The organism is Streptomyces albiaxialis, from assembly GCF_039530985.1.
In the GTDB taxonomy this organism is placed as follows: Bacteria; Actinomycetota; Actinomycetes; order Streptomycetales; family Streptomycetaceae; genus Streptomyces; species Streptomyces albiaxialis.
The window spans coordinates 191175-212312 of sequence record NZ_BAAAPE010000001.1 but is presented as its reverse complement, the minus strand read 5'-3'; the positions used below and the strand labels follow the sequence as shown (position 1 = coordinate 212312).

At 73.0% G+C, this 21138-nt stretch carries 17 protein-coding genes and 1 pseudogene; 11 read left to right on the top strand and 7 right to left on the bottom strand.

Going from position 1 to position 21138, the window contains the following annotated elements; all coding sequences use genetic code 11:
- The first annotated feature begins 3 nt into the window (after window positions 1–3).
- From cbiQ to ABD343_RS00930, 3 genes are read left to right on the top strand one after another with little or no spacing between them, the layout of a single operon-like run.
- A complete protein-coding gene (gene cbiQ, locus ABD343_RS00940) occupies window positions 4–774 on the top strand; it encodes a cobalt ECF transporter T component CbiQ (RefSeq protein WP_344522903.1) in 771 nt (256 codons plus the stop codon).
- Complete coding sequence (locus tag ABD343_RS00935; RefSeq protein ID WP_425578074.1) at window positions 762–1544, top strand: energy-coupling factor ABC transporter ATP-binding protein; 783 nt, start codon at window positions 762–764, stop codon at window positions 1542–1544. Before cbiQ ends, ABD343_RS00935 begins: the two co-directional genes overlap by 13 nt.
- Window positions 1545–1603: 59 nt before the next feature.
- Complete coding sequence (locus ABD343_RS00930) at window positions 1604–2866, top strand: serine hydrolase domain-containing protein (protein ID WP_344522899.1); 1263 nt, start codon at window positions 1604–1606, stop codon at window positions 2864–2866.
- Here ABD343_RS00930 and ABD343_RS00925 read toward each other — a convergent pair.
- The gene (locus tag ABD343_RS00925) at window positions 2763–4322 is read right to left on the bottom strand and encodes a helix-turn-helix domain-containing protein (RefSeq protein ID WP_344522897.1); all 1560 of its coding nucleotides are present in this window, start codon (window positions 4320–4322) and stop codon (window positions 2763–2765) included. The two genes, ABD343_RS00930 and ABD343_RS00925, sit on opposite strands and share 104 nt — an antisense overlap.
- Window positions 4323–4543: 221 nt before the next feature.
- Here ABD343_RS00925 and ABD343_RS00920 point away from each other — a divergent pair, with 221 nt between their 5' ends.
- On the top strand, window positions 4544–5305 hold the full coding sequence (locus tag ABD343_RS00920; RefSeq protein ID WP_344522895.1) for a DUF4232 domain-containing protein: 762 nt from the start codon (window positions 4544–4546) through the stop codon (window positions 5303–5305).
- Window positions 5306–5386: 81 nt separating this feature from the next.
- Here the strand turns inward: ABD343_RS00920 and ABD343_RS00915 are convergent, their stop codons facing one another.
- The 6 genes and pseudogenes from ABD343_RS00915 to rsmI form a co-directional block, all read right to left on the bottom strand.
- Window positions 5387–6307, bottom strand: a complete 921-nt coding sequence (locus ABD343_RS00915) for a 4-(cytidine 5'-diphospho)-2-C-methyl-D-erythritol kinase (RefSeq protein WP_344522893.1) — start codon at window positions 6305–6307, stop codon at window positions 5387–5389.
- Window positions 6304–7203 carry a 16S rRNA (adenine(1518)-N(6)/adenine(1519)-N(6))-dimethyltransferase RsmA gene (rsmA, locus tag ABD343_RS00910; protein WP_344522891.1) on the bottom strand — a complete coding sequence of 300 codons (900 nt, stop codon included), beginning with the start codon at window positions 7201–7203 and terminating at the stop codon, window positions 6304–6306. The genes ABD343_RS00915 and rsmA overlap by 4 nt, the downstream gene beginning before the upstream one ends.
- Window positions 7200–8564, bottom strand: a complete 1365-nt coding sequence (locus ABD343_RS00905; protein WP_344522889.1) for a resuscitation-promoting factor — start codon at window positions 8562–8564, stop codon at window positions 7200–7202. The genes rsmA and ABD343_RS00905 overlap by 4 nt, the downstream gene beginning before the upstream one ends.
- 129 nt (window positions 8565–8693) lie before the next feature.
- The gene (locus tag ABD343_RS00900; protein ID WP_344522887.1) at window positions 8694–9521 is read right to left on the bottom strand and encodes a TatD family hydrolase; all 828 of its coding nucleotides are present in this window, start codon (window positions 9519–9521) and stop codon (window positions 8694–8696) included.
- Between the two features lie 74 nt (window positions 9522–9595).
- Window positions 9596–9826 (bottom strand): annotated as a pseudogene (locus tag ABD343_RS00895) (hypothetical protein); the annotation flags it as partial.
- 185 nt (window positions 9827–10011) lie between these two features.
- Window positions 10012–10860 carry a 16S rRNA (cytidine(1402)-2'-O)-methyltransferase gene (rsmI, locus tag ABD343_RS00890; protein ID WP_344522885.1) on the bottom strand — a complete coding sequence of 283 codons (849 nt, stop codon included), beginning with the start codon at window positions 10858–10860 and terminating at the stop codon, window positions 10012–10014.
- An 81-nt stretch (window positions 10861–10941) separates the two neighbouring features.
- Between rsmI and ABD343_RS00885 the strand changes: the two genes are divergently transcribed.
- The 7 genes from ABD343_RS00885 to ABD343_RS00855 all read left to right on the top strand — a co-directional run bounded on the left by ABD343_RS00885 (window position 10942) and on the right by ABD343_RS00855 (window position 21122).
- Window positions 10942–12690 carry a dolichyl-phosphate-mannose--protein mannosyltransferase gene (locus tag ABD343_RS00885; RefSeq protein WP_344522883.1) on the top strand — a complete coding sequence of 583 codons (1749 nt, stop codon included), beginning with the start codon at window positions 10942–10944 and terminating at the stop codon, window positions 12688–12690.
- Between the two features lie 284 nt (window positions 12691–12974).
- Entirely contained in the window at window positions 12975–14630 is a 1656-nt protein-coding gene (locus ABD343_RS00880; RefSeq protein WP_344522881.1) for a penicillin-binding transpeptidase domain-containing protein, read from the top strand.
- A 135-nt stretch (window positions 14631–14765) separates the two neighbouring features.
- Complete coding sequence (locus tag ABD343_RS00875) at window positions 14766–15272, top strand: YbaK/EbsC family protein (protein ID WP_344522879.1); 507 nt, start codon at window positions 14766–14768, stop codon at window positions 15270–15272.
- A complete protein-coding gene (locus ABD343_RS00870; protein ID WP_344522877.1) occupies window positions 15269–16120 on the top strand; it encodes an EamA family transporter in 852 nt (283 codons plus the stop codon). Before ABD343_RS00875 ends, ABD343_RS00870 begins: the two co-directional genes overlap by 4 nt.
- Before the next feature lie 242 nt (window positions 16121–16362).
- Complete coding sequence (locus ABD343_RS00865; protein WP_344522875.1) at window positions 16363–18204, top strand: ABC-F family ATP-binding cassette domain-containing protein; 1842 nt, start codon at window positions 16363–16365, stop codon at window positions 18202–18204.
- 239 nt (window positions 18205–18443) lie between these two features.
- Complete coding sequence (locus tag ABD343_RS00860) at window positions 18444–20192, top strand: outer membrane protein assembly factor BamB family protein (protein WP_344522873.1); 1749 nt, start codon at window positions 18444–18446, stop codon at window positions 20190–20192.
- A 240-nt stretch (window positions 20193–20432) separates the two neighbouring features.
- Window positions 20433–21122 carry a helix-turn-helix transcriptional regulator gene (locus ABD343_RS00855; protein WP_344522871.1) on the top strand — a complete coding sequence of 230 codons (690 nt, stop codon included), beginning with the start codon at window positions 20433–20435 and terminating at the stop codon, window positions 21120–21122.
- The last annotated feature ends 16 nt before the right edge of the window (window positions 21123–21138 follow it).

Sequence of the window (21138 nt, the reverse complement as noted above, 5' to 3'; positions counted from 1 at the left end):
GGGATGACCGCCGGGCACGCGCACAAGCTCTACCGGCACGGGGACTCCGCCGTGCACGCGCTGCCCGCGCACTGCAAGCTCGCCGCGGCGTTCGCCTTCGTGCTGATCGTCGTCTCCACGCCCCGCGAGGCGCTGTGGGCCTTCGCCGCGTACGCCGCCGTGCTCGTCGCCGTCGGCGCGCTGGCCCGGGTGCCCGCCGGGTACGCGCTGCGGCGGATGCTGATCGAGGTCCCCTTCGTGGCGTTCGCCGTGCTGCTCCCGTTCGTCGCCGAGGGCGAACGGGTCACCGTGCTCGGCCTCTCCCTCTCCGAGTCCGGCCTCTGGGGCGCCTGGAACGTGCTGGCCAAGGGCACCCTCGGCGTCGCCGCCTCCGTGCTGCTCGCCGCCACCACGCCGCTCGACGCGCTGCTGACCGGGCTCCAGCGGCTGCGGCTGCCCGCGCAGTTGTGCCAGATCGCCTCGTTCATGGTCCGCTACGGCGACGTCCTCGCGGACGAGCTGCGCCGGATGCGGATCGCCCGCCTCTCGCGCGGCTTCGAGGCCCGCGGCCCGCGCCAGTGGAGCGTGCTGGCCAAGTCGGCCGGGGCGCTCTTCATCCGCGCGTACGAGCGCGGGGAGCGCGTCCATCTCGCCATGCTCAGCCGGGGATACGACGGAACGATGCCGACGCTGCCGCTCACCGGCGGCGCGGGCGCCACCCGCGCCGAGTGGGTCCGCTCCGCCGCGCTCCCGCTCACCGCCCTCGCGATCTGCCTCCTGGGATGGACCCTGTGACACCCGAAACGCCCCCGCCGCCCCCCTCGCTCCAGGTCTCCGGTCTCGCCTACGCGTACCCGGACGGCCACCAGGCCCTGTTCGGGGTCGATCTGACCGTTCCGCGCGGCGAGCGCCTCGCCCTCCTCGGCCCGAACGGCGCGGGGAAGACCACCCTCGTCCTCCACCTCAACGGGATCCTCACGCCCGGCGCGGGCTCGGTCACCGTCGCCGGGCTCCCGGTCACCGGGCGGCACCTGGCCGAGGTGCGGCGCCGGGTCGGCATCGTCTTCCAGGACCCCGACGACCAGCTCTTCATGCCCACCGTCCGCGAGGACGTCGCCTTCGGCCCCGCCGCCTCCGGGCTGCGCGGCGAGGACCTGGCGGCGCGGGTGCGCGAGGCGCTGGAGAGGGTCGGGATGGAGGCGTACGCGGACCGGCCGCCGCACCATCTCTCGTTCGGCCAGCGCCGCCGCGTCGCCGTCGCCACCGTCCTCGCCTCGCACCCGGAGATCCTCGTCCTGGACGAGCCCTCCTCGAACCTCGACCCGGCCGCCCGCCGCGAACTCGCCGACCTCGTCCGCTCCCTCGACGTGACGGTGCTGATGGTCACCCACGACCTGCCGTACGCGCTGGAGCTGTGCCCCCGCTCCGTCATCCTCGGCGGCGGCGTGATCGCCGCCGACGGCCCGACGCGGAAGCTGCTCTGCGACACCGCGCTGATGGCCGCCCACCGTCTGGAACTCCCCTTCGGCTTCGACCCCCGCTCCGTGCCCGCACCGAGCGCATAGGACCATGGACAGCACACGCGGTCAGAAGACGCGCGAAGTCGGACAGGAGCGAAGGAAGCGTGGCAGAGGTCGAGACCGGGACCGTCCACGGCACGGTGAGCGTCCACGGCACGGTGGCGGAGGGCTACGAGCCGGTACGGGACGCCTTCGTGCGGAACTTCGGGGAACGGGGCGAGACCGGCGCAGCCGTGGCCGTGCACCGACACGGGCGGAAGGTCGTCGATCTGTGGGGCGGCGTCACCGACCCCGAGAACCCGGCGTCACCGCCCTGGCGCGAGGACACCGCCGTCGTGCTGCACTCCGCGACCAAGGGCCCGGCCGCCGCCGTGCTGCATCTGCTGCACCAGCGCGGCCAGCTCGACCTGGACGCGCCCGTCGGCACGTACTGGCCGGAGTTCAAGGCCCACGGCAAGGACCGGCTGCTCGTGCGGCACCTGCTCTCGCACCGCGGCGGGCTGCCGGTGCTCGACACCCCGCTCACCCCGGTGCAGGCTGTGGACGGCTCCAGCGGGGCGCGGGCCCTGGAGGCCCAGGCGCCCGAGTGGACGCCCGGCACCGGCCACGGCTACCACCCGCACACCTATAGCTGGCTCCTGGCGGAACTCGTGCGGCGCGTGACCGGCGGCAGCCGCACCCTCGGCCGCTGGTTCGCCGACGAGATAGCCCGGCCCCTCGGCCTCGACCTGTGGCTGGGCCTGCCGGAGTCCCAGGCTCCGCGCGTGGCCCGTATCGCGTACGTGCCCACGCCCGAGCCCGAGCGCGGCGGACTGCGCCTGCGGCCCCGGCAGTCGGTCGTCGACGCCTACGCCGACCCGGCCTCGCTCACCCGCCGGGCCTTCGGCGCGATCGACCCCGCGGCCGACGAGAACGCGCCCGCCTACCGCGCCGCCGGGCTCCCCGGCTCCGCCGGCATCGGCACGGCCCGCGCGCTCTCCCGCTTCTACGCGGCGCTGACCGGGCCCCTGCCGGACGGCGGACCCAGGCTCTTCACCCCGGCCACCCTCACGCAGGCCCGCTCGGAGGAGTCGGCCGGGCCCGACCGCGTCCTCGTCGTCAACACCCGCTTCGGGCTGGGCTTCATGCTGCACGGCCCGGCCGCGCCCATGCTCGGACCCGGCTCCTTCGGACACCCGGGCCGGGGCGGCTCGCTGGGCTTCGCCGACCCCGAGTCGGGCATCTCCTTCGCCTACGTCACCGGCACGATGCACAAGTCGGTGACTAACGACCCCCGGCCGCAGGCTCTTCTGAGGGCTCTTCGGACGGCTGGTCCGGCTGCTCAGGCCGGCCCGGCTGCTCCGCGACCGACCCGTCCGGCTTGGTGAGCACCCAGTACGGCGGCTTGTTGCTGAAGGTGTAGCGGTTCTTGGTGGCCACGGCGCTCGTGCGGAACGGGCGCCCGCCGTCGTCGATGCGGATCGTTCCGCTCCGGTCGCCGCTGCTCCAGTCCAGCTCCATGTACCAGCGGCAGTCGCAGTTCGCGGTCTCTGCCTGGACCGCCAGCGCCTCCGGGTCGTTCGCCGTGATCGTGCGCGGGAACGGCTTCGCCGGCGTGGGCTTCCCCTGCTGCTCGCCCGGCACCGGCCTGACCTGAGGGGCGGCGTTGTCGAGCGCGATGTCGTACGAGGCCGGGACCAGGGCGCCGCTGCCGCAGCCGCTGGCGGAGTCGTAGTGGTTCCACTTGAGGGCCGGGCCGCGGCTGACGACCTTCGCGCGCAGGGCCTTCAGGACCACCTTCTGGTCGCTCTTGCCCTGGACGATGGCGCCGATGTTGGAGTTCTTCGCGTCCACGCCCCCGAAGCCCCGGGCCCAGGCGGTCGTGGAGTCACCGGTGAACTCGCCCACCTGCTCCGGCTCCCGGTCGATGAGGAAGGACTGGAGGCAGTTCTTCTCGTTCCAGACGCTGTCGCTGAGGCTCACCGACAGCGGGGCCTCGTCCGAACCGCCGGTCCCGCCGCCCTTGCCGGGCGCGCCCTGCTTCCCGTCGCCGCCGCCCGCGCCGGGCGACTTGTCGCCGTCCTTGCCGTCCTTCCCCTTCTCCTTGCCCTTCCCCTTGTCGGAACCGGAGTCCGACGGTCCGGCCGAGGAGCCGCCCCCGCCGTCCCGGGCGGCGGCCCGGTCCCCCGAGGAGTCGCCGTCGCCGCCGATGAGGCCGTTCGTCACGCTCACGGCGAGCACGACGACGAGCGCGGTCGCCGCGCCGATGAGGGCCGGACGTCTGCGGCTCTTCCTCCCGGCCCCGGCGGCGGGGGGCTTGGTGCTGGTGAGGGGGAGCTGGCGGGCGTCGTCCGAGGGCCGTCCGGCCGGGTCCGGTGAGGGGGCGGCGGGTTTCGGGGGCGGTGTGCTGCGCGCGGCCTCCGGGGGCACCACCGGAAGGGCCGTGGTGGCCTCGGCCGCCTTGGGCGCCCCGGGCGCCTCGGGTTTCTTGGGCGCCTCGGACGCCTTGGGCTCCTCGGGCGTCCCGGCTGCCTCAGAGGACCCGGACCCCGCAGGCGGGGCCGAAGCGGCGCCGCCCTCCTTCTTCCTGGCCGACCGCGACGCGTCCGCCAGGATCCAGCGGCGGTGCAGCTCGACCAGCTCGTCCTGCTTCGCGCCGCACAGCCGCCCGAGGCGGTCGACGGGCGCGAACTCCGTCGGTACGGCGTCGCCGTTGCAGTAGCGGTGCAGCGTGGACGTACTCATGTGGAGCCGCTTCGCCAGCGCGCCGTAGCTCTGGCCCGACCGCTCCTTCAACTCCCGCAGCAGCGCCGCCAGGGAGTCCCCCTCCTGGTCCGGTGTCATGCCCCCAGCATCCCACGCGTCCCAGAAGTGCATTCCAGGCGGCCGTGTTTCCGCAGGTCACAGGGGGTTTACCCGTTCCAGTGTCCCCAAAGGGCCGTCGGGCGTTGCGTCTTGGGGCGCCGCCCGGCGAACGTGGTGATCACGCCGCGGCGCCGAGCGCTCCGCTCCTGACGCGCCGGGCGTTCCACACCTCACCACGCAACCCCAGGGGGCCCTTCGACATGCGCGCCGTCCGATCACACCGTAAGCACACCCTGTTCGCCGTCACCGCGCTCGCCGCGGCGCTCTCGCTGACGGCGTGCCAGGACGACGACACCGCGGGCGGTGGCAGCTCCGGCGACAAGCCCTCCTCCTCCGCACCCGCCTCGGACGGGTCCTCGGGCTCCTCCGGGGGGTCCGGCGGCTCCCACGACCAGTCCTCCAACGCGGGCACCAACGCGGGCGGCGACGGCGAGGACGGTAAGAGCGGCGACCAGCCGGGCACCCTCGCGGGCGGTGACGGGGAGGACGGCAAGAGCGGCGACGCGCAGGGGACCCTCGCGGGCGGCGACGGCGCGACGAAGGGCGACCCCTGCTCCGGCGACAACTCCAAGGCCACGATCCAGAAGGTCAGCCGCCCGGTGAACCACCTCGTCCTCAAGATCACCAACAACAGCAGCGAGCGCTGCGACGCCTTCTCAGCGCCCCTGCTCCGCTTCGACGAGGCGCAGGCGCCGACCCGGATCCTGGAGGAGTCCCAGCCGCAGTCCGTCGTCGGCGTCGAGCCCGGCGAGTCGGCCTACGCGGCGATCGGCCTGTCGGGCGCCGACGAGAGCGACGGGCTGCGGGACGTCAGCAACGTCGAGGTCCACTTCGCCGGCAAGTCGCCCAAGGGCTCCGTCGGCACCCCCGTGGACATCTCCCTGCCGCAGGGCACGAAGCTCGGCGAGAAGGCCTTCGTCACCTACTGGCAGTCCGACCTCCAGGCCGCCCTCACCCACTGAGAGCGCAGGCCCGAGGAATCCCGAGCCCCCTCACCCGGCCGGCCGGAACGGCCCCCTCCGCGAAGCCGGACCGGGTGAGGGTCAGACGAGAGAGGCCCCCGGCGCGGGGGCGACGGCGCTACGGGCCGCACGGCAGGTGCCGGAGGCCCGTAGCGCCTCGGCCGTCCTCGCGCCGGACTCCGCGTCCTTGACCAGGAACGCGCAGGTCGGGCCCGAGCCCGAGACCAGCGAGGCCAGGGCGCCCGCGGCGAGGCCCGCCTGCAGCGTCCGCGCCAGCGAGGGGCGCAGCGAGACGGCGGCGGGCTGCAGGTCGTTGGTGAGCGCGGCGGCGAGGGCCGGGGCGTCGCCCGTGCGCAGCGCGTCGAGCAGCGCGGGGGAGGGCTCCGGGTCGGGCACGTCGTCCACCGTGGCGCCCAGGCCCGCGGCCTCGCGCAGCCGGTCGCACTCGCGGTAGACGTCCGGGGTGGACAGCCCGCCGTCCGCGACGGCGAAGACCCAGTGGAACTCCCCGCCCGTCTCCAGCGGCGTCAGCAGCTCGCCCCGCCCCCGGCCGAGCGCGGCGCCGCCCGCGAGGCTGAAGGGCACGTCGGAGCCCAGCTCGGCGCAGAGCGCGAGGAGTTCCTCGTACGGGGTGCGGGTGCCCCAGAGCGCGTCGCAGGCCAGCAGCGCGCCCGCCGCGTCGGCGCTGCCGCCGGCCATGCCGCCCGCGACGGGGATGTCCTTGGCGATGTGCAGCCGGACGCGCGGCTCGATCCCGTGCCGCCCGGCGAGCAGCCGGGCGGCACGCGCCGCGAGGTTGCTCCCGTCGAGCGGGATCAGGTCCGTTCCCGGCCCCTCGGCGGTCAGGCCGAGCGTGTCGTCGGGGGTCGCGGTCACCTCGTCGTAGAGGCCGACGGCGAGGAAGACGTTGGCCAGGTCGTGGAAGCCGTCGGGGCGGCGGCCGCCCACCGCCAACTGGACGTTGACCTTCGCCGGTACCCGTACGGTGACGCCGGTGCTCACGCGCCGTCCCCTTCCCTCTTCGGCCTGTGTTCCGCGACGGCCGCGAACTCCTCGACGGTCAGCGCCTCGCCGCGCGCCCTGGGGTCGATCCCGGCGCCCGTCAGCGCCTCCTCGGCCCCGGCCGCCGAGCCCGCCCATCCGGCGAGCGCCGCGCGCAGCGTCTTGCGGCGCTGCGCGAACGCCGCGTCCACGACGGCGAAGACCTCGTCCCTGCTCGCGCTCGTCGCGACCGGCCGCTCGCGCCGTACGAGCGAGACCAGGCCGGAGTCCACGTTCGGCGCGGGCCAGAAGACGTTCCGCCCGATCGCGCCCGCCCGCTTCACCTCGCAGTACCAGGCGGCCTTGACCGACGGCACCCCGTACACCTTCGAGCCGGGCGCGGCGGCGAGCCGGTCGGCGACCTCCGACTGCACCATCACCAGCGTCCGCTCGAGGGAGGGGAAGCCGGCGAGCAGGTGCAGCAGCACCGGAACGGCCACGTTGTACGGCAGGTTGGCCACGAGCGCGGTGGGCTCCGGGCCCGGCAGCTCGGTCACCCGCAGCGCGTCGGCGTGCACGAGCGCGAAGCGGTCGGCGCGCTCGGGCAGCCGCGCCCGCACGGTCGCGGGCAGCGCCTCGGCGAGCACGTCGTCGATCTCGATGGCCGTCACCCGCTCCGCGCTCTCCAGCAGCGCCAGCGTCAGCGAGCCGAGCCCGGGACCGACCTCCAGCACGACGTCGTCGGGCCGCACGCCCGCGGTGCGCACGATCCGCCGCACGGTGTTCGCGTCGATCACGAAGTTCTGCCCGCGCTGCTTGGTGGGCCGCACGCCGAGCGCGCCGGCCAGCTCACGCACGTCGGCGGGCCCGAGCAGCGCGCCCGTGCCGGCGGGGTCGGGGGAGGGGGCTGAGTTCACCGCTGCAGTTTACGGCCGCACACCGGCCACGGACTCGCGCCCCGGGAGACGTAGAGCTTCTTCGCGCGCATCGTCTGCTCCGCCGCGGGCGCGTCCTGCGGGCGGCCCGAGCCGCCGAGGCTCTGCCAGGTCTGGCTGTCGAACTGGTAGAGCCCGCCGTATGTGCCCGAGGCGTCCACGGAGCGCGGGTCGCCGCCGGACTCGCACTGGGCGAGGGCGCCCCAGTCGAGGCCCTCGGCACCCTCGACGGTGTCGGGGAGCTTCTTGGTGCCGACCTTGATGACCTCGGTCTGGGGCGCGCGGACGACCTCGGAGCCCAGGCGGCGCGGCTTCTGCCTGACGCCGTTGACGGTGCGGACCCGGTAGGTGATCTGCCGCAGGCCCGGCTTGCCGTGCCGCGCGACGACCTCGGTGCCCTCCTGGAGACCGGGGTCGTCGCGGCGCTCCGTCTCGTACGGGATGCGCTGTTCGCGGACCTGCTCGGAGCCGGTGATCCGCATGACGGTCACGGTCTGGCCGTCGCGCGGGAAGGAGTCGAGGGGGACGGACGTGGTGTCGTCGTTGCGGAGTTCGAGCCCGGCCTCGCGCAGCGCCTGCTCGACCGTGGGGGCGTTGGTGCGCACCCGGTGCTCGCGGCTGTCGGCGAGGAACGTGACGCCGCGCTCGGTCCACACCTCCAGGTCGGTGCCGGTCCGGCCGATCGGCGCGGAGCGGGGAGCCGAGAGCCGCGCGCCCTCGGCGCGCACCCCCAGCTCGCGCAGCGCGCCGTCCACCGTGCGGGCCGTCGTCCACACCGTGTGCCGGTGGCCGTCGAGGGTGAGGCGGACGGGGCGCCCGTAGCGGATGTCGATCTCGTCGCCGTCCGCGAGGTCGGCGGTGCGGCCGGGGGAGACCACGTCGTGCCGGCCCAGCTCGACGCCCTCGTCCTCCAGCAGCTCCTCGACATCGCCCGCGAAGGTGTGCAGGGTCCGGGGATCGCCCTCGACGTCGAGCGTGACGGACTTGTCGTAGGCCACGAACGCCGAGGTGCCGCCCGCCAGGAACGCGACGACCAGCGCCTGCGGCAGCAGGCGGCGCAGCATCTCCGGGCGCTCCGAGGTGCGCCGGGAGCGCGCGGCCCGGCGCGCCGCCGCCCGGCCGCCGTCCGCCGTGGCGAGGAACGGCCGGGCGGCGGCGGCCTGCCGGGGGACGAGGGGCTCCGGGGTCTCCTCGGCCCCGGGGGAGCCGTACGGGGCCGGGTGCGGGGACGCGTACGGATCGCGGTCGTAGTCGTAGCCGTAGTCGTAGGGGACGTGTTCCTCGTAGTCCTCGTGGGGCGGCGGCTGCAGTGCCGTCCCCACGCTCTCCTGCGACTGGCTCACGACGTCACTCCAAGCGCTCCGGCCGTTGAGAGCCTGTCGGACAGGCCCGGCGGGCGGGGACTGTAGCGGAGCGAGCGGTCACGCTCCAAAGCGGCTTGACCACTCTGTGTCGCGAGCGCTAGAGGGGCCCTAGGGGGCCCGGTAGCCGAAGGCGCGCGCCGTGTTGGCCGCGACGTGCCCGGCCAGCGCGTCTTCCGTCATCCCCTTCGTGGCGGCCATGGCCCGGAGCGTGACCGGAACGAGATACGGCGCGTTAGGCCGACCGCGGTACGGCATCGGCGTCAGGAACGGGGCGTCCGTCTCGACCAGCACCAGCTCGGGCGGCGCGACCGCGAGCGCCTCGCGCAGCGGCTGGGCGTTCTTGAACGTGACGTTCCCGGCGAAGGACATGAAATAGCCCTTCGCCGCGCACAGTTCGGCCATCTCCGCGTCGCCGGAGTAGCAGTGGAAGACGGTGCGCTCGGGCGCGCCCTCCTCGTCGAGGATCCGCAGCACGTCCGCGTGCGCGTCCCGGTCGTGGATGACGAGGGCCTTGTCCTGCCGCTTGGCGATGGCGATGTGCTCGCGGAACGAGCGCTGCTGCGCGGCGACGCCGTCCTCGCCGGTGCGGAAGTAGTCGAGGCCCGTCTCGCCGACGGCCAGCACCTGCGGCAGCGCGGCCAGCTTCTCGATCCCGGCGAGGGCCTCGTCCAGTTCCGGGCCGGGCAGGCGCGGCGCCTCGTTGGGGTGGAGCGCGACGGCCGCGTGCACGGCCTCGTGCGCGGCGGCCGTCTCCGCCGCCCAGCGCGAGCGCTCCAGATCGCAGCCGACCTGCACCACCGTCGTCACTCCCACCGACGCGGCGGCGGCCAGGGCCTCCTCCACGGAGGGGTCCTGCATGTCGAGGTGCGTGTGCGAGTCCGCGACGGGAACGCGGAGCGGCTCGGGAAGCGGGGGCGCTGAACTGTCCGACGGCATACCCGCGATGATAAGGCGCCCCCGCCGTCACATGCGAAGTGCGGTCAGTGGTGCGGAAGTGCCGCCTCTGCCAGCGAAACACGACCGGAGCGCATGATCCTCACGACGTGCCCCTCGCAATTGCGGCACGTGGGATGCGTGAGCGGAGAGGGAACGCGCTCTCCGTCCGCGTAATACACGATCAACGGGCGCCCGTCCGCGTATTCCAGGTGCCGTATCTCGTAGTCCTGCTCCCAGCCGAAACCGCACTTCATGCAGGCGAACGAGTACGCTTCGTGAACCGTGCCGCTGCTGGCGTGCTTCATGGCAGCTCCTCTCTCCGGGCGGTACGCCCACTTCTCAGTGGACTCCTTCTCCGGCGGGAACGCAGGTCCCTTTCCCTTTATTGGGCCAGATTTTGTTCCTGCGTATCCAAGAAGCGGAGGATGTAGGCCTCGGCTTTGCTTTTTTACGTTAGTCCTTTACCCGCAGGTCGGCATAGGGGCGGCTGTCAGGAGCGCGTATTTTTCGCGGCCACCACCGCGTCGAAGACCTCCCGCTTGGGTACCCCCGCCTCCCGCGCGACCTCGGCGATGGCCTCCTTGCGCCGCTCGCCCGCCTCCTCGCGCACCGCGACCCTCCGGGCCAGCTCGGCCGCGTCCAGCGCGCCGGGCTCGGGCGGCTCGGCGCCCCGCACCACGATCGTGATCTCGCCCCGGACGTCCCTCGCGGCCCACTCCGCCAGCTCCCCGAGGGGGCCGCGCTTGACCTCCTCGTACGTCTTGGTCAGCTCCCGGCACACGGCCGCGGGGCGCCCGGCGCCGAAGACCTCGGCCATCGCGGCGAGCGTGGCCTCCAGCCGGTGCGGCGACTCGAACCAGACGAGGGTGCGCCGCTCGTCCGCGACCTCGCGCAGCCTGGTGAGCCGCTCGCCCTGCTTGCGCGGCGCGAAGCCCTCGAAGCAGAACCGGTCCACCGGCAGCCCCGACAGCGCCAGCGCCGTCAGCACCGCCGAGGGGCCCGGGACGGCGGTGACCCGCACGCCGCGCTCCACGGCGGCGGCGACGAGGCGGTAGCCGGGATCCGACACCGAGGGCATCCCGGCGTCCGTCACCAGTACGACCCTGGCACCGTTTTCCAGCGCCTCCGCCAGCTCCGGCGTGCGCGCCGCCTCGTTGCCCTCGAAGTAGGAGACGATCCGCCCCTTCGGCTCGGCGCCCAGCGCCTGCGCGAGGCGCCGCAGGCGGCGGGTGTCCTCGGCGGCGACGATGTCGGCGGCGCCGAGTTCGGTGGCCAGGCGGGGCGGGGCGTCCGAGGGGTCGCCGATGGGTGTTCCGGCGAGCACGAGGGTTCCAGTCACCTCCCCATCGTCCCAGCACCGGCCCGGCGCGCGGCCCCGCCGCCGTACGCCGCCCAGCGCGCGCGGGCGGCGGTCCCTACGATGGCCCGCGTGACGACGAGTGACACCGTGGCGGACCCCGACCGCCGGCAGAGCGGCGGAGACCAGGAAGGGCTGCCCCCCTGGCAGACGAGACTGCGCCGCTTCGGCTACGCGGCGCGGCCCCGGCCAGGGGTCCGTGACCGGCTGGAACCCCCGTTCCCGAAGCCGGATCCACGGCTGCCCGCGGTGTTCGGCCTCGCGCCCGGGACCGCCGCGAAGCTGCTGCGGTGGTCGGCGTGGGGCGGCCCGCTGCTGATCGCGCTCGTCGCCGGGGTGCTGCGCTTCTGGCAGCTCGGCTCGCCGCACGCGGTGATATTCGACGAGACGTACTACGCCAAGGACGCCTGGTCCCTGTGGCAGTACGGCTACGAGGGCACCTGGCCGGAGAAGGCGAACGAGAAGATCCTCGCCGACCCCCAGCACATCCCCCTCTCCCCGGAGGGCTCGTACGTCGTCCATCCGCCCGTCGGGAAGTGGATCATCGGTGCGGGGGAGTGGCTGTTCGGCCTCGACCCCTTCGGCTGGCGGTTCATGACGGCGGTGCTCGGCACGCTGTCGGTGCTGATGCTCTGCCGGATCGGGCGGCGCCTGTTCCGCTCGACGGCGCTCGGCTGCCTGGCGGGCGGCCTGATGGCCGTGGACGGCCTGCACTTCGTGATGAGCCGCACGGCGCTGCTCGACCTGGTGCTGATGTTCTGGGTGCTCGCCGCGTTCGGCTGCCTCCTCGTGGACCGCGACAAGACCCGGGAGAGACTGGCCCGTTCGCTGCCGCCCCTCGACGAGGACGGGCGTACGGGCGAGCTGCGCCCCGACGCGTGGACCGGCGCCCGGCTGGGGCTCGGCTGGCGCCCCTGGCGGATCGCGGCGGGCCTCTGCCTGGGCCTGGGCTTCGCGACGAAGTGGAACGGGCTGTACGTGCTCGCCGCGTTCGGCGTCCTCACCGTCCTGTGGGACATGGGTGCGCGCCGTACGGCCGGTGCCGCGCGCCCGTTCCGCGCGATGCTCCGCAAGGACGCGCTGCCCGCCTTCGTCTCGCTGCCGGTCGTCGCGCTCGTGACGTACGTCGCCTCGTGGTCGGGCTGGTTCGCCACCTCCGGTGGCTACTTCCGCGACTGGGCGGCCAAGGAGGGCGCCGCGGGCCCCTGGGGCTGGCTGCCGGGCCCGCTCCGCAGCCTGTGGCACTACGAGAGCGAGGTCTACGACTTCCACGTCGGCCTCACCTCGCACCACACGTACCAGTCCAACCCGTGGAGCTGGCTCGTCCTGGGCCGCCCCGTCTCCTACTTCTACGAGTCGCCGAAGGCGGGCAGCGACGGCTGCGCGGACCGCGAGGGCTGCGCCCGCGAGGTCCTCGCGCTGGGCACACCGGTGCTGTGGTGGGCGGCGTGCGTGGCGCTGCTGTACGTGGTCTACCGCTGGCTCTTCCGGCGCGACTGGCGCGCGGGCGCGATCCTGTGCGGCATCGCGGCGGGCTACCTGCCCTGGTTCATGTACCAGGAGCGCACGATCTTCCTCTTCTACGCGGTGGTGTTCCTGCCGTTCCTCTGCCTGGCCCTGGCGATGGCGGCGGGGGCGCTGGCCGGACCGCCGGGCGTGGGCGACAGACGCCGCACGACGGGCGTGGTCGCCGTGGGCGTCCTGGGGCTGCTCATCGTGTGGAACTTCGTCTACTTCTGGCCCATCTACACCGGGCAGACGATCCCGATGGACGAGTGGCGCCGGCGCATGTGGTTCGACACCTGGATCTGAGGGCCGGACCCGGCACCGGGATCTGAGAGTTCCTCCCGAAATCCGGAACCATCTGCGCCGTTTCATTCGTCTCGTGAGAAGGCCGAGGTAACTCGGGGCACTCCCGTACCGGTTCCACTTCGGGCCGCAAACCCCCGGAACCGGTGAATCCCGGAACGCACTTCCCCAGGAAGCGGGGCTGAACGGGCATACCGGGACACGAGCCGTGACGGGTGTGCTCTAGGGTGCCTCGCACAGGTCCTCGGCCATGTCGGCCGGGGCGGGGCGGAGGGGCAGAGACTCGAATGCGTGACAGTCAGAAGATGGCCGTGATCGGCGGGGTGGCCGCCGCCGTCGTCGGGCTCACCGGCGTCGGCGTCTACGCCCTGGTCGGGAGCGACGGCGGTGAGGGCGAGGAGAAGACGAAGGGGAGCGTCGCCGCGCCCGACGACGGCAAGGGGCCCGACGGCGAGATCAAGAAGGGCCCGCCCAGCTCGGCGGAGATCCGCACCACCGCCAAGGACTTCCTCGCCGCCTGGGCCTCCGGCGACATCAAGAAGGCCGCCCGCCTCACCGACGACAGGGCGCAGGCCGCCAAGGAGCTGAAGGGCCTCCGCACGCAGGGCCGCTTCGCCAAGGTCCTCACCTCGCCGCGCTCCGCCCAGGGCCCCAAGGTGCCCTACGCGGTCACCGCGCAGATCTCCTACAAGGGCAAGAAGGCCAAGCTCGACTACGGCTCCTCGCTGGAGGTCGTGCGCGACAAGAAGACCGGCAGGGCCGTCGTCGACTGGAAGCCCTCGGTGCTGCACCCCAAGCTCAAGGACGGCCAGTCGGTGAAGACCGACGAGTCCGGCACCCCGCCCATCAAGGCGGTGGACCGCAGCGGGGCCGCGCTCTCCAAGGCCGACCACCCCACCCTCGGCGCCGTCCTGGACGACCTGGGAAGGCGCTACGGGGACAAGACCGACGGCTCCTCCGGCGTCCAGACCCGGATCGTCGACGCCAAGGGCAAGAACCAGGGCACGCTGCGCCAGCTCTCCAAGCCCACCCCGGGCGAGCTGAAGACCACGCTCGACAAGAAGGCGCAGACCGCCGCGGAGAACGCGGTCAAGGGCAAGTCCAAGGCGTCCGTCGTCGCCGTCAAGCCCAGCACCGGCGAGATCCTCGCCGTCGCCAACTCCCCGGCCACGGGCTTCAACAGCGCCCTGCGCGGCTCGCTGGCGCCCGGCTCCACCATGAAGGTCGTCACCAGCGCGATGCTGCTGGACAAGGGCCTCGCCTCGCCGGGCAAGGCGCACCCGTGCCCCAAGTACGAGACGTACGGCGGCTGGAAGTTCCAGAACCTCGACAAGTTCGAGATCAAGAACGGCACGTTCGCGCAGAGCTTCGCCCGCTCCTGCAACACCGCCTTCATCAGCCAGGCCAAGAAGCTGAAGGACGACGACCTCACCAAGGAGGCCCGCGACGTCTTCGGCATCGGCCTCGACTGGAAGACGGGCACCGGCACCTTCGACGGCTCCGTCCCCGTCCAGTCCGACGCCCAGATGGCGTCCTCGCTCATCGGCCAGGGCGGCGTGCGGATGAACCCGCTCACCATGGCCTCGGTCGCCGCCACGGTGCAGAACGGCAGCTTCAAGCAGCCGGTGATCGTCCCCGCCTCGCTCGACAAGCGCTCGCTGGCCAAGGCCGCGCGCTCGATGAAGCCGGGCGTCGCCAAGGACCTCAAGTCCCTGATGAAGCTCACCGCGAAGAGCGGCACGGCGGCCAAGGCGCTGAACGGGCTCAGCGGTGACGTCGGCGGCAAGACGGGCTCCGCCGAGGTCGACGGGCAGAAGAAGCCGAACGCGTGGTTCACCGCGTTCCGGGGCGACGTGGCCTCCGCCGCCGTCGTCCCGGCCTCCGGCCACGGCGGCGACAACGCGGGCCCCGTCGTCCGCAAGGTCCTCGAAGCGGCGGGCTGACACCTCGCTCCTCCGGAAGGGCGGACCGGCGTCACGCCGGTCCGCCCTTCCGCGTTCCCGGCGGTGTCCCCGGCGGCGTTCCGGTAACCGAAACGGCGTCGCGTGGCTAGTACACCTAGCGGTAACGTCGCGGCCATGACCGAGCAAGCCCCGCAAGTCCCCGCCGCCCACCCCCGCTTCGCCCAGGCCCTCGCCTCCCTCGGCCTCTCCGACGTCGAGGTCAGGAGCTTCCCGGACGCCACCCGTACGGCCAAGGAGGCCGCCGACGCGATCGGCTGCGAGCTGAGCCAGATCGTGAAGTCGCTGATCTTCGAGGCCGACGGCGAGCCGGTCCTCGTGCTGATGGACGGCTCCTCCCGCGTCGACGTCGCCCGCGTCTCCGAGGCCCTCGGCGCCACCGTGAAGCGCGCGAACGCCGCGACCGTACGGGCCGCGACCGGGTACGCGATCGGCGGCGTGCCCCCCTTCGGCCACGTCACCGAGATGCGCGTGCTCGCCGACCGCGGGCTGCTCGCGCACGAGACCGTCTGGGCGGCGGCGGGCACCCCGCACACCGTCTTCCCCCTGCCGCCGAAGGAGCTGGTGGAGCACGCGGGCGGCACGCTCGTGGACGTCCGCGAAGCCGCGACGCCCGCCACGTGACCCCGCTCGTCGTCGCCGCGGTCCTCGTCGCCGCGCTCACGCACGCGAGCTGGAACGCGGTCGCGCACGGCATCAAGGACCAGTTGCTGGCCTTCACCCTCGTCGGCTCCGGCGGCGCGGTCTGCGGCGCGCTGCTCGCCTGCTTCGTGCCGCTGCCGGACGCGGAGGCCTGGCCCGCGCTGCTGGCCTCCGCCGTGCTGCACGTGGTCTACCAGATGCTGCTGATGCGCTCGTTCCACCTCGGCGAGTTCGGGCAGATGTACCCGATCGCGCGGGGCACCGCGCCGCTCGTCGTGACCGTGCTCGCGGCCGTCTTCGTCCACGAGATGCCGGACGCGTGGCAGCTCGCGGGCGTCCTGCTCGCCTCGACGGGGCTGGTGGGAGTCGCCCTGTGGGGCCTGCGCGGCAAGGGCTCGGCGCCCGACTGGCCCGCGCTGCTCGCCGCCGTCGGCACGGGCCTGGCCATCGCCTCGTACACGGTCGTCGACGGCGTCGGCGTACGGGCCTCCGGCACCTCCCTCGGGTACATCGCGTGGCTGATGATCCTGGAGGGGCTCGCGATCCCCGCGTACGCGGCGTTCACGCGCCGTGGCGCGCTCGTGGCGGAGCTGCGGCCGATTGCCCTGCGGGGCCTGCTGGGCGGTGCGCTGTCGGTCGTCGCGTACGGGCTCGTCCTCTGGGCCCAGACGCGGGCCCCGCTCGCGCCCGTCGCCGCGCTGCGGGAGTCCTCGATCATCGCGGGCGCCGCGATAGGGGCGCTCTTCTTCAAGGAGCGTTTCGGCTGGCCCCGCATCGGCGCTTCCGCGCTCATGGTCGGGGGGATCGCGCTGATGCTCCACGGAAGCTAGCCGCTCCACCCCACTGTGCTTGGCAGGTCTGCGCAAGGTGCAGGGTTGGCAAGCGCGGCCCCCATGCCGGGCATCCGGACATCAGGGCTGGGTACGGGCTGCCCCGTACCGCGCATCGCAGACTGCGCCCGCGTCGTGGCCGGGCGCGCAGTTCCCCGCGCCCTCGTGGGGCACCATGCCGGGGACGCGGCATGGGGTGGGCGGGCCTACCCTTGGACGCCGGCCCCCCGTACAGGAGAGAAATGGCAGTCAACCTCGTCAATGTGGAAGCCGTCGACAAGGTGTACGGCACTCGTGCCCTGCTCGACGGTGTGTCGCTCGGGGTGAGCGAGGGCGACCGTATCGGCGTCGTCGGCCGGAACGGAGACGGCAAGACCACCCTGATCCGGCTGCTGGCCAAGCTGGAGACCCCGGACACGGGCCGCGTCACGCACCAGGGCGGTCTCCGCCTCGGCGTGCTCACCCAGCACGACTCGCTCGACCCTGCCGCGACCGTGCGGCACGAGGTCGTCGGCGACATGGCCGACCACGAGTGGGCCGGGAACGCCCGCATCCGGGACGTCCTCACCGGACTGTTCGGCTCGCTCGACCTCCCCGGCTTCGACCAGGGGCTGGACACCGTCATCGGGCCCCTCTCCGGCGGCGAGCGTCGGCGCATCGCGCTCGCCAAGCTGCTGATCTCCGAGCAGGACCTGATCGTCCTCGACGAGCCGACGAACCACCTCGACGTCGAGGGCATCGCCTGGCTCGCGGGCCACCTGCGCACCCGCCGCTCCGCGCTCGTCTGCGTGACCCACGACCGCTGGTTCCTGGACCAGGTCGCGACGCGGATGTGGGACGTGCAGCGCGGCGCCGTCCACGAGTACGAGGGCGGGTACTCGGACTACGTCTTCTCGCGCGCCGAGCGCGAGCGCATCGCGCAGCAGGAGGAGACCAAGCGGCAGAACCTGATGCGCAAGGAGCTGGCCTGGCTGCGGCGCGGCGCCCCGGCGCGTACGAGCAAGCCCCGCTTCCGTATCGAGGCCGCGAACGCGCTGATCGAGGGCGAGCCGCCGCCGCGCGACAGCCAGGAGCTGATGCGCTTCGCGAACTCCCGGCTCGGCAAGACCGTGCTGGACCTGGAGGACGTCACCGTCCAGGCGGGCCCCAAGGTGCTGCTCAAGCATCTGACCTGGCAGCTCGGGCCCGGCGACCGCGTCGGCCTGGTCGGGGTGAACGGCGCGGGCAAGACCTCGCTGCTGCGGGCGCTCGCCGACGCCGCGTACTCGCAGGGCGAGAAGCAGCCCGCCGCCGGGCACGTGAAGGTCGGCAAGACGGTCAAGCTCGCGTATCTCTCGCAGGAGGTCGCCGAACTCGCCCCGGCGCTGCGGGTGCTGGAGGCCGTGGAGGCCGTACGGCAGCGCGTCGATCTCGGTAAGGGGCGCGAGATGACGGCCTCGCAGCTCTGCGAGAGGTTCGGCTTCGCCAAGGAGAAGCAGTGGACGCCGGTGGGCGACCTGTCGGGCGGTGAGCGGCGCCGGCTCCAGATCCTGCGGCTGCTGATGGACGAGCCCAACGTCCTCTTCCTGGACGAGCCCACCAACGATCTCGACATCGAGACGCTGACCCAGCTCGAAGACCTGCTCGACGGCTGGGCGGGCTCGCTCGTGGTGATCTCGCACGACCGGTTCTTCATCGAGCGGACCACGGACCGGGTGCTGGCGCTGCTCGGCGACAAGACGCTGCGGATGCTGCCGCGCGGCATCGACGAGTACCTGGAGCGGCGCGAGCGGGCGCGGGCCGCCGAGGTGGCGGCGCCGTCTCCCGCGGCCAGGGCGAAGGCCAAGGAGGCCGCCGAGCCCGGGTCCGCCAAGACCGCCAAGCCCGCCGGTCTCTCGCGCGCCGCGCAGAAGGAGATGCAGCGCATCGAACGGCAGTTGGAGAAGGTCGAGCAGCAGGAGGCGAAGCTGCACGCCGAGATGGCGGAGCACGCGACGGACTTCGAGCGCGTCGCGGGCCTCGACGGGACGCTGCGCGAGCTGGCCGAGCAGCGCGAGTCGCTGGAGATGCGCTGGCTGGAGCTGGCGGACTCCGAGGGGGCCTGAGGGCCGGAGGAGACGGGCACCGAGGGCCGGAGGATACGGGCACGCCGCCGCCCCGCACGCGCCGGGGCCCGGCGGGGTGACCGCTACGTAACGGAACCGGGACCTGGGTCCGAGGTGTCCGATGGTAGAAAGAACTTCCGCTCAGAGTCTGCCGATGGTGGGCCATGATGTCCGATTCGCTCGGCCCTACGGGGGTTTGAGGTGCCGGGCGCTCGGTCTGCCCGTAACGAGGGATTGTCATGTCGCAGCCGCCTCCGCCCCCGAATCAGCCGCCGTCGGGCGGCTTCGGCGCGCCGCAGGAGCCCCCGCAGGGCCCGCCCCCGGGCCCGGGCCAGCCGTCGTACGGCTACCCGCAGCAGCCCGGCCAGCCGCCGCAGCCGCCCCAGGGGCCGCCGCAGGCACCGCCCGGTGGTTACGGCTACCCGCAGCAGCCCGGCCCGCCCGGCCAGCCGCCGCAGACCCCGCCGCCCGGCGGCTTCGGCGCGCCCACGCCGCCCATGGGCCAGCCCGGCCAGCCCGCTCCGTACGGGCAGCCGATGGGCCAGCAGCCCGGGATGTACCCGACGCAGCCGATGGGCCAGGGCCCCGGCGGGCCCGGGCGGAACAACAACAAGATCATCGCGATCGTCGCGGCCGTCGTCGCGGTGCTGCTCGTGGCGGGCGGCTCGGTGTTCTTCCTCACGAAGGACGACGACGGCGACAAGAAGGACGAGTCCAAGGGCAAGAAGGGCGGCACCTCGCAGGGCGTCGGCGGCTCGGACCCGAACGCGAAGCCGAAGAGCACCAAGGGCAAGCAGATCGTCGACATCGACGCGCCCAAGGTCAAGGACGTGACCAGCGTCGTCGGCGCCTGGTCCACCGGCAAGGTCTTCGCGAAGTCCACGGTCAACGCGCTGATCGGCATCGACCTGTCGACCAACAAGCAGAAGTACAAGCTGCCGCTCAAGGGCGGCGTCTGCGCCGCGTCGAACGAGACGACCAAGGACGGCATGGCCGCGATGGTCGTCCAGGAGACGATCTCCAGCGGCGCCGACTGCACCCGCATGGTCATCGTCGACGTCAACAAGGGCAAGATCGTCCAGGACAAGACGATGCCCAACTCGGACACCCGCAGCATCGAGAACGTCGCGATCAGCGGCGACACCGTCGCCTCCGCCTGGATCGGCGGCTCCGCCGGGTACAAGATCTCGACCGGCAAGAAGATCTGGAGCGCCACGCCCAGCACCTGCCGTGACGTGGGCTACGCGGGCGGCAAGTCCCTGGTCGCCGTCGTCGAGTGCGGAAACGACCTGGACAACCCCCAGGTCTCCGTCCAGAAGCTCGACCCGGACACGGGCAAGGCCACCTGGAAGTACAAGATGCCCAAGGGCGCCAAGAACGTCCGGGTCGCCTCGACCGACCCCGTCGTGCTGGTCGCCGGCGCGGGCGACGAGCTGACCAGTGACATCTTCACGGTCGGCGAGGACAAGAAGCTCAAGGCCAAGATCTCCATGGGCAAGCGCTACAACAAGCCCTGCGAGCTGGAGGTCAACGGCTGCTACGGCATGGCCGTCGACCAGGACACGGTCTACCTCTCGACCGCCGAGCACTCCGGCCAGTCCGACTACGGCAGGACCAACGAGGTCATGGCCTTCGACTTCAACACGGGCCGCGCCAAGTGGAAGTCCCCGGCCGGTGAGAAGCGGGCGATCATCCCGTTCAAGACACAGGGGCCGAACGTCCTCGCGTACAAGCTCCCGTCGTACGACTCGGGCGGCGAGATCGTCCGGATCGAGCCGAAGAAGGGCAAGCAGACGCGGCTCCTGAAGATGCCGGTCTCCGACGTCGGCGAGGGCGAACAGGCGATCAACGTCAGCTCGTACTCGGTCGACCAGCCGATCGTCTGGGACGGTCAGCGGATGTTCCTCTCCGACAAGCTGATCTCGGAGCGGAGTTCGTCGGTGGGCGACGACGTGCCGAAGCTGGCCGTCGGATTCGGCGCCGAGTGAGACAGGGAAGCGGGCGAGGGCGCGCCAGTAGGTGACGTTCCGCTTGTGGACTCCGCGTGGGCCCGTCATGGTTGCCATGACGGGCCCACGCGCGTTCCGGGGGCGGGGAGTTCACGCCGACCCGAGGGGATTTCCCCTCGTAAGGGGCGCGGAACTGTCGGTGACCGTGTAGCTTCCAGGAACAGGAGAGGGGTTGGGACTGGGGGGTGCCGACCCTTCGGGACTGTGGGGGGTAGCTCTATGAGCGTGCGGCTCATGGTGGTCGACGACCACCGCCTGCTCGCCGAGGCCCTGGCCTCGGCCCTGAAACTCCGCGGCCACCGCGTGCTCGCCGCGGCGGCGCCGAGTGGCGGCGCGGCCGAGCTGGTGATCAACCGGGCCCCGGAGGTGTGCCTGCTGGGCACGGCGACGCCGGCCGAGCCGGGCGTCTTCGACCCGGTGGTCAGGATCAAGAGAGAGAAACCGCAGATCGCGGTGGTGGTGCTCGGCCCGGTGCCCAGCCCGCGCGGCATCGCCTCCGCCTTCGCGGCGGGGGCGTCCGGCTATGTACGGCACGACGAGCGGATCGAGGGTGTCGAACGGGCGATGGTGAAGGCCCGTGCGGGGGAGGCGGCCGTGGCGCCGCAGCTCCTCCAGCAGTCCTTCACCGAGCTGCTCAATCCGGCGACGGAGCCGGACGACGAGGGCGCGCGGCTGCTCCAGATGCTGACGCCGCGCGAGGTCGAGGTCCTGGTGCGGGTCGCGGAGGGCGAGGACACCCGGCTGATCGCGGCTGGCATGGGCATCGCCCCGAGCACCGCCCGTACGCATGTGCAGCGGGTGCTGATGAAGCTGGGCGTGGGCTCGCGCCTGGAGGCCGCGGCCCTCGCCGCGCGTACGGGCCTGCTGGACCGGGCCTCCGGCACGGCGGCCGCCGGGAGGGGGGAGTGAGCGGGCGCGGCCCGCG

What these genes read in the sequence shown, in the direction of transcription:
- ABD343_RS00880 (WP_344522881.1), top strand. Translation starts at nt 12,975, where the DNA reads ATGCGTGACAGTCAGAAGATGGCCGTGATCGGCGGGGTGGCCGCCGCC.
- ABD343_RS00935 (WP_425578074.1), top strand. Translation starts at nt 762, where the DNA reads ATGGACCCTGTGACACCCGAAACGCCCCCGCCGCCCCCCTCGCTCCAG.
- ABD343_RS00920 (WP_344522895.1), top strand. Translation starts at nt 4,544, where the DNA reads ATGCGCGCCGTCCGATCACACCGTAAGCACACCCTGTTCGCCGTCACC.
- ABD343_RS00865 (WP_344522875.1), top strand. Translation starts at nt 16,363, where the DNA reads ATGGCAGTCAACCTCGTCAATGTGGAAGCCGTCGACAAGGTGTACGGC.
- ABD343_RS00875 (WP_344522879.1), top strand. Translation starts at nt 14,766, where the DNA reads ATGACCGAGCAAGCCCCGCAAGTCCCCGCCGCCCACCCCCGCTTCGCC.
- ABD343_RS00860 (WP_344522873.1), top strand. Translation starts at nt 18,444, where the DNA reads ATGTCGCAGCCGCCTCCGCCCCCGAATCAGCCGCCGTCGGGCGGCTTC.
- ABD343_RS00900 (WP_344522887.1), bottom strand. Translation starts at nt 9,521, where the DNA reads ATGCCGTCGGACAGTTCAGCGCCCCCGCTTCCCGAGCCGCTCCGCGTT.
- ABD343_RS00925 (WP_344522897.1), bottom strand. Translation starts at nt 4,322, where the DNA reads ATGACACCGGACCAGGAGGGGGACTCCCTGGCGGCGCTGCTGCGGGAG.
- cbiQ (WP_344522903.1), top strand. Translation starts at nt 4, where the DNA reads ATGACCGCCGGGCACGCGCACAAGCTCTACCGGCACGGGGACTCCGCC.
- ABD343_RS00855 (WP_344522871.1), top strand. Translation starts at nt 20,433, where the DNA reads ATGAGCGTGCGGCTCATGGTGGTCGACGACCACCGCCTGCTCGCCGAG.
- ABD343_RS00885 (WP_344522883.1), top strand. Translation starts at nt 10,942, where the DNA reads ATGGCCCGCGTGACGACGAGTGACACCGTGGCGGACCCCGACCGCCGG.